The sequence below is a fragment of the Actinomadura sp. NPDC049753 genome (assembly GCF_040674655.1).
Taxonomy (GTDB): Bacteria; Actinomycetota; Actinomycetes; order Streptosporangiales; family Streptosporangiaceae; genus Spirillospora; species Spirillospora verrucosospora.
Genome location: NZ_JBFARL010000187.1, coordinates 1 through 15,063 on the forward strand (window position 1 = coordinate 1; position 15,063 = coordinate 15,063).

Genomic DNA, 15,063 nt, shown 5'->3' on the forward strand with positions numbered 1-15,063 from the left:
GTAGACAGTTTCACTCATCGACGACCTCTCTGAGAAGCTCAGGTGTACCTTCGCACCAACCCGCGAATCCTCAGCCCACGGCCGGCCCTGCGGCGAGCCCGGCGGTGGCGACGGCGAGCTCGCCGGGGCGCTGCGGCCGGGTCGCCTCGCGGGCGAGCCCGCCGGGGGCGCGCCGCGGCGTCGCGGTGAGCAGCAGCTTGTAGTCGGCGTAGGAGTAGTCGAGGACCCCGGTGTTCGCGCCGGGCAGCCGGTCGCCGACGTCCATGCCGGGCAGCGGGGCGAGCGCGTCGTCGAGGATGACGCGCTCGGGGTTGGCGTCGCCGTCGCGCAGCAGGACGCCGCCGCGCGCCGTCCGCGGCCTGGCGCCGGCGCCACCGGAGGGCAGCACGGGCAGCTCGCCGTAGCGGGACGGACCGGCCGCGACGGCGTCGCGGAGCTCGATCCGCATGCCTTCGAGGGCCTCGTAGAAGTCCAGGGCGTCGCGGCGGGGGTCGAACGCGCCGCCGCGCTCCACGTTCCCCAGCCCGTGGTCGATCACGCCCGGCGGCCTGAGCCCGCCCACGCCGAGCACGGGGGCGGGCGGCGGAGGCGTCCCGTGGGCGTCGACCGCGGTCGCGGTGGCGTCGATCTCCGTCCGCGTCAGCCCGCCGGACGCGCCCCCGTCCGGCCGGAACTCGCTGACCCGGCCGTCGACCCGGACCGCGTCGCCGGGCGCGGCCTTCGGCCGGTCCCGGGTGAAGACGAAGACGCCCTCGGACGTCGCGGCGCTCCTGTCAGGACGCGGGTCCTGCATCCAGAAGCCGTTGGAGGTCACCGCCGTCACGACTCCCGGGACCCGGGCGACCGCGGCCCCGTTCAGCGGCGAGATATGCGCCGCGCCCTGGATGTCGTGAATGCGGACGGCCCGCGGAGCGGCGTGCGCCGCGGAAGCCGGAAGGAGCGGCCCCAGGAGCACCGCCGTGAAAGCCGCCGCGGCCGGGAACCACCGCAGACCGTGCACCAATCGCGCTCCATGACGACTCGCCGCCCGACCCGAACAGACAAGGATGATACGCGTTTGGAACCCACCCCGCCCCGACCACGCGACAACCCGGGAGGCGCGATCGCGTCCGAAGGCTGATTCGAGCGAAGCAAGAATCTGATCGCGCAGCGAGCCGCCAAGGCGAGACGGAGCGATGCCAGCGATCGCCCGCCTTTATCGACGATGGAGGGCCGCTAGGCCCGTAGGAGGAGAAAAGGCAGTAAGCACAGCAGGGCCGTCAGGCCCGAAGAAGAAGAAAGCTAATCGAATACCACGACCTGGCGGATGACTTCGCCGTTGGTGAGGGCGCGGACGGCGTCGTTCAGGTCCTCGAAGCCGATCCGGCGGGAGATGAGGCTTTCGATGTCGAGCTTCCCGGCGCGCCACAGGTCGACGAACAGGGGGATGTCGCGCTTGAGGTCGCAGCCGCCGTAGAGGGACGGCTTAAGGCTCTTGCCGTCGAACAGCAGCGCGAACGCGGTCTGGCTCCAGTCGTCGTCGGCGGCGCCCGCACCCACCACGATGACGTCGCCGCCGCGCCGGGTCGTGTTCCACGCCGTGGTGATCGCCGCGGACTTCCCGACGACCTCGAAGGTGTAGTCGAAGCCCGCGCCGCCGGTGAGGAGCCCCTTGGTCTGCTCCAGGTCGTCCAGCGTGGCGGTGTGGGTCGCGCCGAACTGCTTGGCGATGGGGTGCTTGGCCTCGTTCGGGTCGATCGCCAGGATGGTCGACGCACCCGCGATCCTGGCGCCCTGGATGACGGAGAGCCCGACGCCGCCCGCGCCGACCACCGCCACCTTGGAGCCCGGCGTCACCTTCGCGGTGTTGATGACGGCGCCGACGCCGGTCGGGATGCCGCAGCCGAGCAGGGCCGCGTACTCGAACGGGATGTCCTCCGCGATCTTGATCACGCCGCGCCGGGGGAGCACGATCTCCTCCGCCCAGGTGCCGGTGCCCGCCATGCCGAACGCGGGGGTGCCGTCGCCGAGCGTGAAACCGGGCTCGGAGAACGACTGTGCGAGGTAGGTCATGCACAGGTACGGCTCGCCGCGCAGGCACTCGGCGCACTCGCCGCAGTCGGGCGTCCAGTTGACGACGACGTGGTCGCCCGGCCGGACGCCGGTCACCCGGTCGCCGACCTCCGCCACGACCCCCGCGCCCTCGTGGCCGATGACCGTCGGCATCGCGGACGGCAGCACGCCGGTCATGGTGGACAGGTCCGAGTGGCAGACCCCGGTCGCCTTGATCTTGACCTTGACCTGGTCGGGACCCGGATCGATCGTCGAGACGTCGTCGCGCAGGTCGAGTTCCTTGTCGCCGACCGCATGCAGTACCGCGGCGCGTGCCATGGCTGCCTCCACTGTGCCTGAGCTGTTGCCGGGGGTCTGGGGTGGGTGAACGGGGACCGGGGGCAGCCGTCCGGCTACTCCTCCAGCGCCAGCGCGGCCTTCGGGCACGACCGCACCGCGTGGCGGACGCGGTCCTGCTCCTCGGGCGGGACGTCCGGCCGCAGGATCTGCAGCTCGTCATCGTCGTTGAGGTCGAAGACCTCGGGTGCGAGCCCGACGCACACGGCGTTCGCCTCGCACACCAGAGGGTCGACTCGTACTCTCATCGCTCTGCTCCGTTCGGGGGACTCACCCGTCAACCTACCGAATATCGTTCGGAAACGGGTGGCTCACCTCGAAAGTAGAACACGTTCCAGTCTGCTCCGGCAAGACTCCGCGTGAGACTCGCGTCTCATCCCGGCGATGTCGGATATGGTGCCCGGACGGAGGAGATCATGACCCACACCAAGGCGTCCACCGCACCGGGGACGACCAGCGAAGGCGCACCGCCGGCGGCGGCGCCGATGCCCGCCGAGCTGCTGCGCGCCGCGCGCAGCGCCCGGGGCTTCATGCCGGACGGCGAGGGCCTCGCGCTGTACGAGACGGGGCTGGAGTACGGCGGCCGCCTGGCCGGGACCGGGCCCATGCTGGAGGTCGGCACCTACTGCGGCAAGTCCGCCGTGTACCTGGGGACCGCCGCCAGGGCGGCGGGAACCGTCCTGGTCACCGTCGACCACCACCACGGCTCGGAGGAGAACCAGGTGGGCTGGGAGCACCACGACCCGTCCCTGGTCGACCCGAGTACCGGCCGGATGGACACCCTGCCCAAGTTCCGCAAGACGATGGCCGCCGCGGGGCTGGAGGACGAGGTCGTCGCCATCGTCGGGCAGTCCCGCACCGTCTCGGCGTTCTGGCGGACGCCGCTGGCGCTGCTGTTCATCGACGGGGGGCACGCCGAGGAGCACGCGCAGGGCGACTACGAGGGCTGGACGCCGCACGTCGCCGTCGGCGGGGCCCTGGTGATCCACGACGTCTTCCCCGACCCCCGCGACGGCGGGCGGCCGCCCTACGAGCTCTACCTGCGGGCGCTCGGGAGCGGCGCCTTCGAGGAGCGCCGGGCGGAGGGCTCGCTGCGCGTCCTGGAACGCGTGAGCGACGCCGACCCGCTCACGCCCGCCTGACCGGCGTTCCCGGCCGCCCTGGCCCGGGCCGGGCGGCCGGGGAGCCCCGTCAGGCGCGGTTGGCGGCCGCGACGAGCGCGCAGCCGCACGCCAGCGGGTCGGACGCCTCGGACGGCCCGAGCGGCCGTCCCGCGATCTCCTTGAAGAGCCGGGAGCCGGGGGAGGCGTCCGCCAGCGCGTCCGCCGCCAGGATCACCGCGGCCGCCGTGTAGGTGGAACGGTCCCCGGGGAAGTGCCGCTCGTTCTCGAACTGCCAGCCCGTCCAGTACGAGCCGTCCTCGTGCCGGAGGTGCTGGATGGTGGCGAACAGCTCCAGCGCGCGGTCGCGGTCGCCCGCGGCGTCCAGCGCCAGCACCAGCTCGCAGCTCTCCGCCGCCGTCACCCACGGCTGGTCGGACACGCAGCGGCAGCCGAGGCCCGGCACCACGAAGGTGTCCCAGGCCTCGTCGAAGCGGCGCACCGCGTCCGCGCCGCGCACGGGGCCGCCGAGCACCGGGTAGTACCAGTCCATCGACCAGCGGCTCTTGTCGGCGAACGCCTCCGGATGCGCGGCCACCACGTGCCCGAGCTGGTCGGCGGCGAGCTCCCAGTCCGGCTGGTGCTCGCCGAGACGCTCGGCCAGCGCGACCGCGCAGCGCAGCGACTGGTAGATCGACGAGCAGCCGGTCAGCAGCGCGTGGTCGGACGGCTCGCCGCTCTCGTGCCGGATCCAGATGATCTCGCCGCGCCCGGTCTGCAGCCCGAGCGTGAAGTCGATCGCCCGCCGGACCGCGGGCCACATGCGCCGGGCGAAGTCCTCGTCCCCGGTCGTCAGCAGCTCGTGCCAGACGCCGACCGCGACGTAGGCGGCGTGGTTGGACTCCCCGCCCGGCTCGGTGACCTCGCCCAGCACCCATTTCGCCGGCCACGACCCGTCCGGGCGCTGGACGCCGCGCAGCCACTCGTAGGCCCGCCTGGCCTCGGCGCCGAGCCCGGCGGCCGACAGCGCCATCGCGGCCTCGACGTGGTTCCAGGCGTCCACGTGGCCGGGAACCCCGTGCGTCGGCGAGAACCACGGGATCGCGCCGGACGCCTCCTGCTGCGCCGCGATGCTCCGCGCCGTGGCGACGACGTCGTCCGCGGTCAGGACTCCGGGAACCGAGGGCGGGGCGGTCTCAGACCGCATCCGCCGTCTCCCGGGCCGGGGCTGCCGGCGCGTCCGGCGCGGCGGGCTTGGCGAAGTAGACGACGACGCTCTTGCCGATCAGCGGGTTCATGACGCGCTCGGCCAGCCGGGTGGCGAGCGGCCGCTTCATGATGTCCCAGACGAGGATCTGGTGGTAGGCCTTGGCCAGCGGGTTGCCGTCGTTGTCCACCCCCACCGCGCACTTGATCCACCAGTAGGGGGCGTGCAGCCCGTGCGCGTGGTGGTGGCCGCCGACCCGGAAGCCGACCGACTTCAGCTTGGCCTCCAGCTCCGCGCGGGTGTAGATCCGCACGTGCCCGCCGGGGGCGGTGTGGTAGTCCTCCGACAGGGCCCAGCAGACCCGCTCGGGCAGCCAGCTCGGCACCGTCACCGCGAGCTTGCCGCCCGGCCTGAGGACGCGCAGCAGCTCGCGCATCGCCCGCATGTCGTCGGGGATGTGCTCCAGCACCTCCGACGCGACGATCGCGTCGAAGTGGTCGTCGGGGAACGGCAGGTCCAGCGCGTCGCCCTGCACGGTCTCGGCGGTCGCGTCCTCGGGCACCTGGCCTTCGAGGCGCATCGCCCCGAACATCTTGTCCACGCCGGACAGCTCACCGGCGTCCTGGTCGAAGGCCACGACGTGCGCACCCCGTCGGTACAGCTCGAAGGCGTGCCGTCCGGCGCCGCATCCCATGTCGAGGACGCGGTCTCCAGGGGAGACGCGGAACCGCTGGAAATCCACGGTCAGCAGGGTCGTGCTCCTTCCGATCAGAGGGCGTCCGCGGGACGCTCCCTCACTTGCCCTTGCGCGCGGCTAGGCGCCGGTAGTTCTGCTGGGTGATGGCGGCCCGGTAGTGCTCCACGGTGGCCTGCGCCACGGCGGGCCAGGCGAACCGCTCCTGGACGCGCGCGAGGCCGGCGGCTCCCACCCGCGCACGCTCCTCGGGGGAATCGTGCAGGCGGTGCAGGGTCGCGGCCAGTTCCTCCACGTCACCCGGCGCGACGAGGATCCCGGCGTCGCCCACGACCTCGGGCAGGGCGCCGGCGCGGCTCGCCACGAGCGGCGTCCCGGACGCCATGTGCTCGACGGCGGGCAGCGAGAACCCCTCGTAGCGCGACGGCACGACGGCGGTCTCCGCGGACGCCAGCAGCTCGCCCAGCTCGCCGTCGCTGATGCCGCTGACGAACCGGACCCGCTCGCCGAGCGCGAGCTCGCGCACGAGCCGCTCGGTCGGGCCGTCCTTCTGCGGCCGGCTGACCACGACCACGTGGACGTCGCGCTCGGTCGCGACCTTCGCGACCGAGCGCAGCAGCACGTCCACGCCCTTGATCGGCGCGTCGGCGCTGGCCATCGCCACGATCCGGCCGGGGACGCGCTCGCCGCGCGGGTGGAAGATCCGGGTGTCGACGCCGAGCGGCAGGATCTCGATGTCGCGCGGGTCGACCTTGAAGTCCTTGACGATGTCGACCTTGGAGGACTCCGACACCGTCAGCACGGGCCCGATCCGCCGCGACACCTGCGACTGCATCCCGACGAACCCGTACCAGCGGCGCTTGCCGAGCTTCTGCTTGAGGCCGCGGGCGGCCTCGATCTCGATCCGCCGGTCGACGCTGATCGGGTGGTGGATGCTGGTCACCAGCGGCAGCCCCAGCCGGGCGATGCCGAGGTTGCCGACGCCGAGGACCTGGTTGTCGTGGACGACGTCGAAGTCGCGGCGGCGCTCGCGCAGCAGCCGCAGCGCGCGCAGGCTGAAGGTCAGCGGCTCGGGGAAGCCGCCGGTCTTCATGTGCGCGAACTCCAGGACGTCCAGCCAGTCGCGGAACTCGCCGAGGGCCGGGGTGCGGAACGGGTCCTCGTCCCGGTACAGGTCCAGGCTCGGCAGCTTGGTGAGGGTGATCTCCTCGCGGTCGAGCTCCGGGTACGGCTGGCCGGAGACGACCTCCACGGTGTGCCCGAGGTCGACGAGTTCCCGGGTCAGGTGCCGGAGGTAGACGCCCTGGCCGCCGCAGTGCGGCTTGCTGCGGTACGAGAGCAGGGCCACCCGCAGCGGACCGCCCGTCTCGCCTGCCTCACCCACGCCATCCCCTGCCCACGCACCACTCCCGTCAGTCGAGGGACGCCGGACGCACCCGTACCGGCATCTCCTTCACGCCGTTGATGAAACTAGACCTTAGCCTGCGAACGTTACCGTTGAGTTCAATATTGGGCATGGTGTCCAAGAGTGTTTCGAAGAGCACACTCAGCTCAAGCCGGGCGAGATGGGAGCCCAGGCAGAAGTGCGGGCCGCCGCCGCCGAAGCCCAGGTGGGGGTTCGGGTCCCGGCCCACGTCGAAGCGGTACGGGTCGTCGAACACCGCCTCGTCGCGGTTGGCCGAGGAGTAGAACACCACGACCTTGTCGCCCTCGGCGATCGCCCGGCCGCCGATCTCGGTGTCCCGGACGGCCGTGCGCCGGAACATGTTGACCGGGGTGACCCAGCGGACGATCTCGTCCGCCGCCGTCCGGACCAGCGACGGGTCGGCCTTCATCCGCTCCCACTGCTCCGGGTGCTCCAGGAGCGCGAGCATGCCGCCGGACGCCGCGTTGCGGGTCGTCTCGTTCCCGGCGACCGACAGCAGCAGCACGAACAGCTCGAACTCGTCCCCGGTCAGCACCTCCCCGCCGGCGTCCGGCTGGAGCAGCCGGGTGACGATGTCCTCGCGCGGGTTCTCCCTCCGGGCCGCCGCCAGCTCGTTGGCGTAGGCGTACAGCTCGGTCGCCGCCTGCTGGCCCTCCTCCGGCGTGCGCTGGAAGTCCGGGTCGTCTCCGCCGATCAGCGTGTTCGACCAGTGGAAGATCTTCTCCCGGTCCTCGGGCGGGGCGCCGAGCAGCTCGCAGATCACGTACAGCGGCAGCGGCGCCGCCAGGTCGCGGACGAAGTCGGCCTCCGGCCCGCGCTCGGCGGTCTCGGCCACGAGGCGCCGGCAGATGTCCCGGATGTGCTGCTCCAGGGCGCCGATCGCGCGCGGGGTGAACCCCCGGTTGACGATGCTCCGCTTGCGCGAGTGCTCCGGCGGATCCTGGTTGAGCATCATCATCCGCTGCAGGACGAGCTGGTCCTCCGGCGTCTCGTGGAAGAGCGCCAGCCGCTGCCAGGACGAGAAGAGCTCCGGGTGCCGCGAGACGTGCACGACGTCCTCGTGCCGGGTGACCGCCCAGAACGGCGGGTGGCCGAGGTCGGGGTCGCCGTGGTGGCGGTACACCGGCTCGTGCTCGCGCAGCCATGCCAGCTGCCCGTGCGGGACGCCGCTGTGCTCGTACGCGCCGGGTTCGACCAGTTCGATGTCGGGGGTGGTGGTCATCGCCTCGAACCTCCTCGTCCGGAGTGATGGGCGCCGTCAACCTCCCAGCGGGGCCGATGGCGTGAAACGCACCGGAATCTCCTTGTAGCCGTTGACGAAGTTGGACCGCAAGCGCCGCGGCTCGCCCGCGAGCCGGATGTCGGGCATGCGGTCCAGGATCGTCTCGAAGATGATCCGCAGGTTCATGCGGGCGAGGTGCGTGCCGAGGCAGTAGTGCGGGCCGCCGCCGCCGAAGCCGATGTGCGGGTTCGGGTCGCGCGCCACGTCGAAGGCGAACGGGTTGTCGAAGGCGCGCTCGTCGCGGTTGGCGGAGCCGTAGAACATCACGACCTTGTCGCCGGCCTTGATCTGCTTGCCGCCGATCTCGGTGTCGACCAGGGCCGTCCGGCGGAACTGGTTGATCGGGCTGACCCAGCGCACGATCTCCTCGACCGCCGTCGGCAGCAGGCTCCGGTCCTCCCGCAGCCGGGCCCACTGGTCCGGCCGCTCGAAGAAGGCGATCATGCCGCCCGCGGTGGCGGTCCGGGTGGTCTCGTTCCCCGCGATCGACAGCATGATCACGAACAGCTGGAACTCCTCCAGGCTGATCCTGTTGCCGTCGGCGTCGGGCGTCAGCAGCTTGGTCACGATGTCGTCGCGCGGCGTGGACTCGCGCGCGGCGGCGAGCCGCCCGCCCCACTCGGCGAACTCGGCGGCGCACAGGGTCGACTCCTCGCGCCCCCCGATGAACTCGGGGTCGTTGAACGCGACGAGCTTGTTCGACCAGTGGAAGATCTTCTCCCGGTCCTCCATCGGGGCGCCGAGCAGCTCGCAGATCGTGTAGAGCGGCAGCGGCGCGGCGAACCGCTCGACGAAGTCGCACTCGCCCAGCGGCGCCGCCTCGTCGATCAGCTCGTTGCAGATCTTGCGGATGTGCTGCTCCAGCCGCCCGATCATCCGCGGCGTGAAGCCCTTGTTGACCATGGAGCGCAGCCGGGTGTGGTCCGGCGGGTCCTGGAAGAGCATCATCTGCCCGTACATGGCGATGTCGTCGCTGGAGAACTCCTCGAACATCGAGGTGCGCTCGTGCGAGGAGTAGGGGTCGGCGCGCCGCGACACCGACACCACGTCCTCGTGCCGCGTGATGGCCCAGAAGCCCGGCACCCCGTCGTTCGGGTCCGGGTGCCAGTGGACGGGGTCGTTGTCGCGCAGCCACTGGAACTGGCGGTGCGGGATCCCCCCGCGCTCGTAGACGCCCGGATCGATGATGTCGATCTCGGGTGCCCGGAAGGCCCGGGCGGCGGAGACGGGGGACGTCGCGAGTGCCATGGAAGATCCTTCGTGCCGGGGTGGAGACCACACGAGGCGAGCGGGCGGCGGGGAACCGCCTGCTGGGCGTTGTACCTAGAACAGGTTCTAACATGAGACTCCAGTCTCATCAAGAGTCCCGCCCGTGAGAGTGATCTGCGTCGCACCCGGAACGGAAGGTCACAGCCCCAGATCGCGCCCCACGGCGTCCCACCAAGCGACGGCCCCGTCGACGTCCATGCCGGCGACCCACAGGTCCTCCGGGTCGGAGGGCATCAGGGGCTGGCGCAGCGCGTCGTCGAGCTGCCACGACCCGGTCTTGCCGGCGTGCTCGCCCGTCCCGGGATCGGCGTACAGCGCGGCCACCTCGGCGGGCAGGCGGGCGCGGTCCTTCTCGTGCCCGACCGTGAACGGGTACCCGTAGGCGACGGACGCGGCCGTGGAGACCGGCAGTCCCGTGCCCTCGGCGAGGCGGTGCACGGCCGCCACGTCGTAGGGGGCCGGTCCCCGCTCCTCCAGCGTCCGCAAGTACCGCGCGACGCGGTCGGCCCCGCCCCAGCCCTGCGGCCTGGGCGGATACAGGTGGCGCCAGCCGGGAAGGTGAAGTCGCGGAAGACGCCGTCCGCGGAGTACTCGACGGCGACGGCGTCCTTGTGCGGCCGGGCCTGCCAGGAGAGGATCACCATCGCGCCGTTCGGCGTCCGCCAGAGCTGCCCCTCGGGGTCCTGCGTGGCCTGCGCGCCGAACCACAGCCGCCGCCACCGGCCGCTGCCGTCGCCCCAAGGGGTGCCGCCCCACGCGCCGAGAAGGTCCACGGCCTTCGCCCGGTTGTACGGGGCCGTCCACGGCAGCGCGGCCAGCAGCGCTTCCCCGCCGAGCGTCCCGAACGCGAAGTGGACGCCCCGCGCGCCGGCGGGCAGGTCGATGCGGCCGAGCGGATGGGGCGTGTCGTAGGCGGGCCCGGTCTCGGCGGCCTCCACGAGGACCTCGGCGAGGTACCGGACGGCCGGCCGGCGCGACACCAGCCGGCCCGCCCGCAGGGTGCCGCCGCGGACCCGGCCCGGGAGCCCGTCCGGCTGGGGCAGGCGGAGCGCGTCCCGCAGGCGGAGCACGTCGAGCAGGCACGCGGCGGCCCGCAGTGCCAGCGCCGCCACGCCTTCCAGCAGCCGCGCGTCGGTGATCTCGGGGAGCACGCGGCCGAGTTCGGCGTCGAGCTCCCGCCGGTTGACGAGGGCGGCGTCCACCAGCCGGGCGGCGCCGTCGCGGGCGAGGCCCCGCAGCGCCGCCGAGCCCTCCGGGTCCGCGGCGGGCAGGCGGGGCCAGAAGCCGGGCGGGGGCATGACGGCTCCGCGGCCCTGAGCCGGGGAGTACCGAAGCCGGAGGGTGGGGCTCGGGTCGGCGTGCCCTGCTGGACGAGGGGACGTGGCATCCGCGGCCGGGCCTGTGGTCCGGCCGTCGCCGTCCACCAGGCGCAGAACCCCCCGGTCGAGCGTGACCTGCGTCGGCGCGGCCGCGCCCGGGAACGTCAGGGCGACCGCCGCCGGGCTTCGCGGCCACCGCCACTGCCCGTCGGCCGGCACCTCCAGCATGCCGGGCGCGGGCGCGCGGAAGGTCTCCGCGCGGTTCCCGTTCAGCCGCGACACGTAGACGTCGGTGCCGTCGTACCACGGGTAGGTGCCGGTGCTGTAGGAGAGGTCGGCGCGGTGGACCGGCCCTTCCGGCCCGTGGACCTCCACACGCCGGCCCGCGACGCCGAGCGTGAGCAGGTCGTCGTGCAGCACGACGGTGGCGAAGGACTCCTCGACGACCGGGAACCGCAGCTCCTCGGGGAGCCCGGCCCGCAGCGCGCGCCACAGCGCGCCGACCGGATCGGTGATCTCCAGGCCGGACAGGACCCCGGCGGCCGGGGTCCCGGCCGCGGCCTCCGCCAGCGGCGCCAGCCGGGGCAGCGCGACCTCCAGGCCGAGCAGGTCGCCCGTCGCGCACTCCTCCCGCCACCGCTCGGCGTCCTCGGTCAGGACCCGGCGGATCGTTCCCTGCGCCCACAGCGCCCGCAGCACGGACGGGTAGTCGACGTTGGCGTACCGGCCGAGGTCGCGCACGAAGGCGTCCAGCCGCTCCCGCGCGTTCGCGGCGCCGTCGTCGAGCTCCGCGGCGAACCCGGAGAGGTTCTCGTTCTCGTCCGTCCAGTGCGGAGCCCGGACCTTCGCCCGGGTGAAGCCGAGCGGATCGGGGGCGGGACGCCCGACGACGGGGTCGGCGGCCGCGTCGAACCACCGGCCCGGCGCGGGGAACAGCCGGTCGCCCGCGTCCGCGGCCAGGCGCATCAGCTCGTTCGCGGGCTGCGGACCGGCGGCGGCGAACCAGTCCCGCGGCAGCCGGCGCCCGGCCCGGACCAGCCCGAGCCGCAGCAGCCAGTGGCGGTGGTGCTCGGCCCGCGTGGCGGGGTCGGAGTACAGGTCGCCGTCGGGCTCCGCCTCGATCAGCAGGTCGAGCAGCTCAGGCGTCTCCGCGAGGCGGCGCAGCGCCGCGTCCAGGGCCTCCCACAGCGGCAGCGGCGCCCGGGGCAGCAGCCCGCCGCGCAGCAGCCGCTCCGCCACGAAGCCGGTCTCGTCCGCCTCGTCCACGCCCGCCGACCGTGCCACCGGAAGCAGGTCCGCGACGACGTTCGGGTACGGGACGACGCCCGCGTCGAAGAACGCGCACACCGCCTCCCGCGCCCAGGCGTGGGCGGCCGCCGCGTCGTCGTGCCGCGCGAGCCGCTTCAGGTGGCCGTGCAGCGCCGACGCGGTGACCGCGCCCAGGGGGACCATTTCCACCAGCACCCGCTGCGCCCGGGCCGTGTCGGGCGCGAGATCGAGCAGCCGCGCGTTCGCCTCCTCGGTCTCGCGGGACCTGCTCAGGTAGAACGCGGCCTGGTCGGCGTGACCCGCCCGCGCGAACGCCAGCGCCGCGGCCGAGAAGTAGTCCGGCAGGGAGGCCGCGGGTTGCCGCCCGCCGGCCCGCAGGACACGCGCGCGTGCCGCCTCCGGATCGTCCGCCGCGAGCGCCACCGCGCAGCGCAGCTCGTCCTCGTCCGGCCCCGGCATGTCCCGCATCCGCCATCCCCTCCCGAGATCATCGGCGGGCAGACCAACGTCCCCGGACGACACCGGGCGGGGGATCGGGGACGTCAGCGCAGGACGTACCGGAGGGGGTCGTCGGAGCCGTCGCGGCGGGCCACGCCGCGGGTCTCCAGGGTGCGCAGGTGGGCGGCGGCCTCGGCGGCGGCCATGCGGCGCGCCTGCTGGGCCATCTCGGCCCACGGGTGCCGCCAGGTGAGGCCGGCGGTGAGGTCCCACAGCGTGATGGGGCGGGGCGACAGCAGCGCCGCCACCTCCGCGAGCCGCTCCTCGTGGTGGGCGATGATCTCGCGGGCGCGGTCCCCGAGGCCGCGGAAGCGGTGCTGGTGGGCGGGCAGGACCTCGGCCACGGCCATGGCGGAGACCTTGTCGAGCGAGCCGAGGAAGTCGCTCAGCGGGTCCACGCCCGGGGTGTCGTAGGGGTAGAGGCCGATGTGCGGGGTGATGCGCGGCAGGACGTGGTCGCCGGTGAAGATGCGGTCGCCGTCCTCCAGGTGCAGGCAGATGTGGCCGGGCGTGTGCCCGGGGGTCCAGACGGCCTGCAGCCGGCGGCCGGGGACGTCCACCAGGTCGCCGTCGGACAGCTCGCGGTCGGGGATCGCGGGCGGCGAGACGCGGGTCTGCTGGGTCGGCCCGGTCAGGTCCGACTCGGCCGCGCCCGCGCGGCGCAGCGCGGTGAGCTCGAACGAGCGGCGGCCGCCCTGGCCGACCTCGTTGAACAGCCGGACGATCCCGGCGTCGGAGTGGTGCATGGCGATCCACGCGCCGGACGTCTCGCGGACGCGCCCGGCGAGGCCCGCGTGGTCGGGGTGGAAGTGCGTGACGACCACGCCGTACACGTCGGCGACGTCGATCCCGAATGTGCCGAGCCCGTCGCGCAGGGCCGTCCAAGCGTCCTCGTGCTGCCAGCCCGCGTCGATCAGGACGGGGCCCCGGGGGCTCTCCACCGCGTACACCAGCGTGTACGACAGGGGATTGTCCGGGATGGGGACGGGGACGCTCCACAGCCCGCCGCCGAGGTCCTCAGGTTCCGGCTGCACCGAGACCGCCTTTCGCGCCTGTCAATGGTTCGAAGGCCCCGGCCGCGGCGGCCGGGGCCCTGAGTCCTGCCCTGTCCTGCTCTCCAGGATGCCCGCCGGTCAGATCCGTTCGAGGATCGTGGCGGTGGACAGGGCGCCGCCCGCGCACATCGTGACCAGGGCGGTCCCGGCGTCGCGGCGCTCCAGCTCGTGCAGCGCGGTGGTGATCAGCCGCGCGCCGGTGGCGCCCACGGGGTGGCCGAGGGCGATGGCGCCGCCGTTGACGTTGACCCGGTCCATGTCCGGCTCGTGGACCGACGCCCAGGACAGCACGATCGACGCGAACGCCTCGTTGATCTCGGTGATGTCGATGTCGCCCATGGCCATGCCGGAGCGCCGCAGGACCCGCTCGGTCGACTGCACGGGGCCGTCGAGGTGGTAGTACGGCTCGCCGCCGACGAGGGCCTGCGTGCGGATGCGGGCGCGCGGGCGCAGGCCGAGGGCCCGGGCCTTGTCCTCCGACATCAGCAGGACGGCGGCGGCGCCGTCGGAGATCTGGGACGAGGTGCCCGCGGTGTGCAGGCCCTCGGGGCCGAGGACGGGCTTGAGCCTGGCGAGCCCGTCGGCGGTCGTCTCGCGAAGGCCCTGGTCGCGGGTGACCTCGCGCGTCTCGCCGGTGACGCCGCCCTCGGCGTCCAGGACGGGCGCGGTGATCGGGGCGATCTCGCGGTCGAAGCGGCCGTCCGCCCACGCCTTGGCGGCCAGCTGCTGGGAGCGGGCGCCGAACGCGTCGAGGTCGGCGCGGGTGATGCCGCGGCGGGCGGCGATCCGCTCGGCGGCCTCGAACTGGTTCGGCATGTCGAGCGACCAGTCGTCGGGCCGCGGGTTGGCGGGCATGACGTTGCTGCCGAGCGGGGCGCGGCTCATCACCTCGACGCCGCAGCCGATCGCGACGTCCACGACCCCGGCGGCGATCTGGGACGCGGCCAGGTGGACGCCCTGCTGGGAGGATCCGCACTGGGCGTCGATGGTGGTGACGCCGGCCTGCCACGGCAGGCCGGCGTACAGCCAGGAGTAGCGGCCGACGTGCCCGCCCTGCTCGCCGGCCTGCGTGACGCAGCCCGCGAAGACCTGCTCCACCTCGGCGGCGTCGATGCCGGAGCGCTCGACAGCGGCGTTCAGGGCGTGCGCGAGGACGGCCATCGGCTTCAGGCCCGCGAGCCATCCGCCGCGCTTGCCGAGCGGCGTGCGCACCGCCTCGACGATCACCGGGGTACCCATGCGGTCTCCTTCTAGAACGCGATTCGCCTTCGAATGTAACGTGTTCTAACTTTGCCGGGGAAGGCCGGTCCCGGTGAGAGGGATCCGGCGCCGAACGGGACCCGGAGCCGCACCCGTCCCCGTCGCCCGGCGGGGGCGCCGGCCGCGTCTACTAGCCTGGGCGCACGACGATCCCCCCGCGCCGGAGAGTCCCATGGCCGCAGATTTCGACGAGCCCGTGTTCGACGAGGACTTCGAACGCGCCGCCGCGTCGCTCGGACCGAAGCTGCACGTCATCGAGCAGGGCAACCTCGGCGGCTCCGGCGGCTTCTCCCGCG

The 15,063-nt window shown here is 73.4% G+C and carries 12 protein-coding genes; 1 reads left to right on the forward strand and 11 read right to left on the reverse strand.

Features of this window, described 5'->3' with window-relative positions:
- Positions 1-70: 70 nt before the first annotated feature.
- The 3 genes from AB0K37_RS33100 to AB0K37_RS33110 all read right to left on the reverse strand — a co-directional run bounded on the left by AB0K37_RS33100 (position 71) and on the right by AB0K37_RS33110 (position 2,636).
- Positions 71-1,000, reverse strand: coding sequence for a hypothetical protein (locus AB0K37_RS33100; protein ID WP_363987692.1), 930 nt, complete (start codon positions 998-1,000; stop codon positions 71-73).
- 281 nt (positions 1,001-1,281) lie between these two features.
- Positions 1,282-2,370, reverse strand: coding sequence for a Zn-dependent alcohol dehydrogenase (locus tag AB0K37_RS33105; protein WP_363987694.1), 1,089 nt, complete (start codon positions 2,368-2,370; stop codon positions 1,282-1,284).
- 74 nt (positions 2,371-2,444) lie between these two features.
- A complete protein-coding gene (locus AB0K37_RS33110; RefSeq protein WP_185033317.1) occupies positions 2,445-2,636 on the reverse strand; it encodes a ferredoxin in 192 nt (63 codons plus the stop codon).
- Positions 2,637-2,873: 237 nt separating this feature from the next.
- Between AB0K37_RS33110 and AB0K37_RS33115 the strand changes: the two genes are divergently transcribed.
- Positions 2,874-3,530 carry a class I SAM-dependent methyltransferase gene (locus AB0K37_RS33115; protein WP_363987709.1) on the forward strand — a complete coding sequence of 219 codons (657 nt, stop codon included), beginning with the start codon at positions 2,874-2,876 and terminating at the stop codon, positions 3,528-3,530.
- A gap of 49 nt (positions 3,531-3,579) precedes the next feature.
- On the opposite strand, the gene AB0K37_RS33120 is transcribed toward AB0K37_RS33115, so the two are convergent.
- From AB0K37_RS33120 to AB0K37_RS33155, 8 genes are all read right to left on the reverse strand, one after another.
- Positions 3,580-4,695, reverse strand: coding sequence for a prenyltransferase (locus tag AB0K37_RS33120; RefSeq protein WP_363987696.1), 1,116 nt, complete (start codon positions 4,693-4,695; stop codon positions 3,580-3,582).
- On the reverse strand, positions 4,685-5,446 hold the full coding sequence (locus AB0K37_RS33125) for a methyltransferase domain-containing protein (protein WP_363987711.1): 762 nt from the start codon (positions 5,444-5,446) through the stop codon (positions 4,685-4,687). The genes AB0K37_RS33120 and AB0K37_RS33125 overlap by 11 nt, the downstream gene beginning before the upstream one ends.
- A 43-nt stretch (positions 5,447-5,489) precedes the next feature.
- On the reverse strand, positions 5,490-6,773 hold the full coding sequence (locus AB0K37_RS33130; protein ID WP_363987698.1) for a glycosyltransferase family 4 protein: 1,284 nt from the start codon (positions 6,771-6,773) through the stop codon (positions 5,490-5,492).
- 28 nt (positions 6,774-6,801) lie between these two features.
- Positions 6,802-8,037, reverse strand: a complete 1,236-nt coding sequence (locus tag AB0K37_RS33135) for a cytochrome P450 (RefSeq protein WP_363987700.1) — start codon at positions 8,035-8,037, stop codon at positions 6,802-6,804.
- A gap of 36 nt (positions 8,038-8,073) precedes the next feature.
- A complete protein-coding gene (locus AB0K37_RS33140; protein WP_363987702.1) occupies positions 8,074-9,345 on the reverse strand; it encodes a cytochrome P450 in 1,272 nt (423 codons plus the stop codon).
- Positions 9,346-9,599: 254 nt separating this feature from the next.
- Entirely contained in the window at positions 9,600-12,422 is a 2,823-nt protein-coding gene (locus tag AB0K37_RS33145; RefSeq protein WP_363987704.1) for a hypothetical protein, read from the reverse strand.
- 74 nt (positions 12,423-12,496) lie between these two features.
- Complete coding sequence (locus tag AB0K37_RS33150) at positions 12,497-13,486, reverse strand: MBL fold metallo-hydrolase (protein WP_363987706.1); 990 nt, start codon at positions 13,484-13,486, stop codon at positions 12,497-12,499.
- Between the two features lie 99 nt (positions 13,487-13,585).
- Complete coding sequence (locus tag AB0K37_RS33155; RefSeq protein WP_363987708.1) at positions 13,586-14,746, reverse strand: steroid 3-ketoacyl-CoA thiolase; 1,161 nt, start codon at positions 14,744-14,746, stop codon at positions 13,586-13,588.
- Between the last annotated feature and the right edge of the window lie 317 nt (positions 14,747-15,063).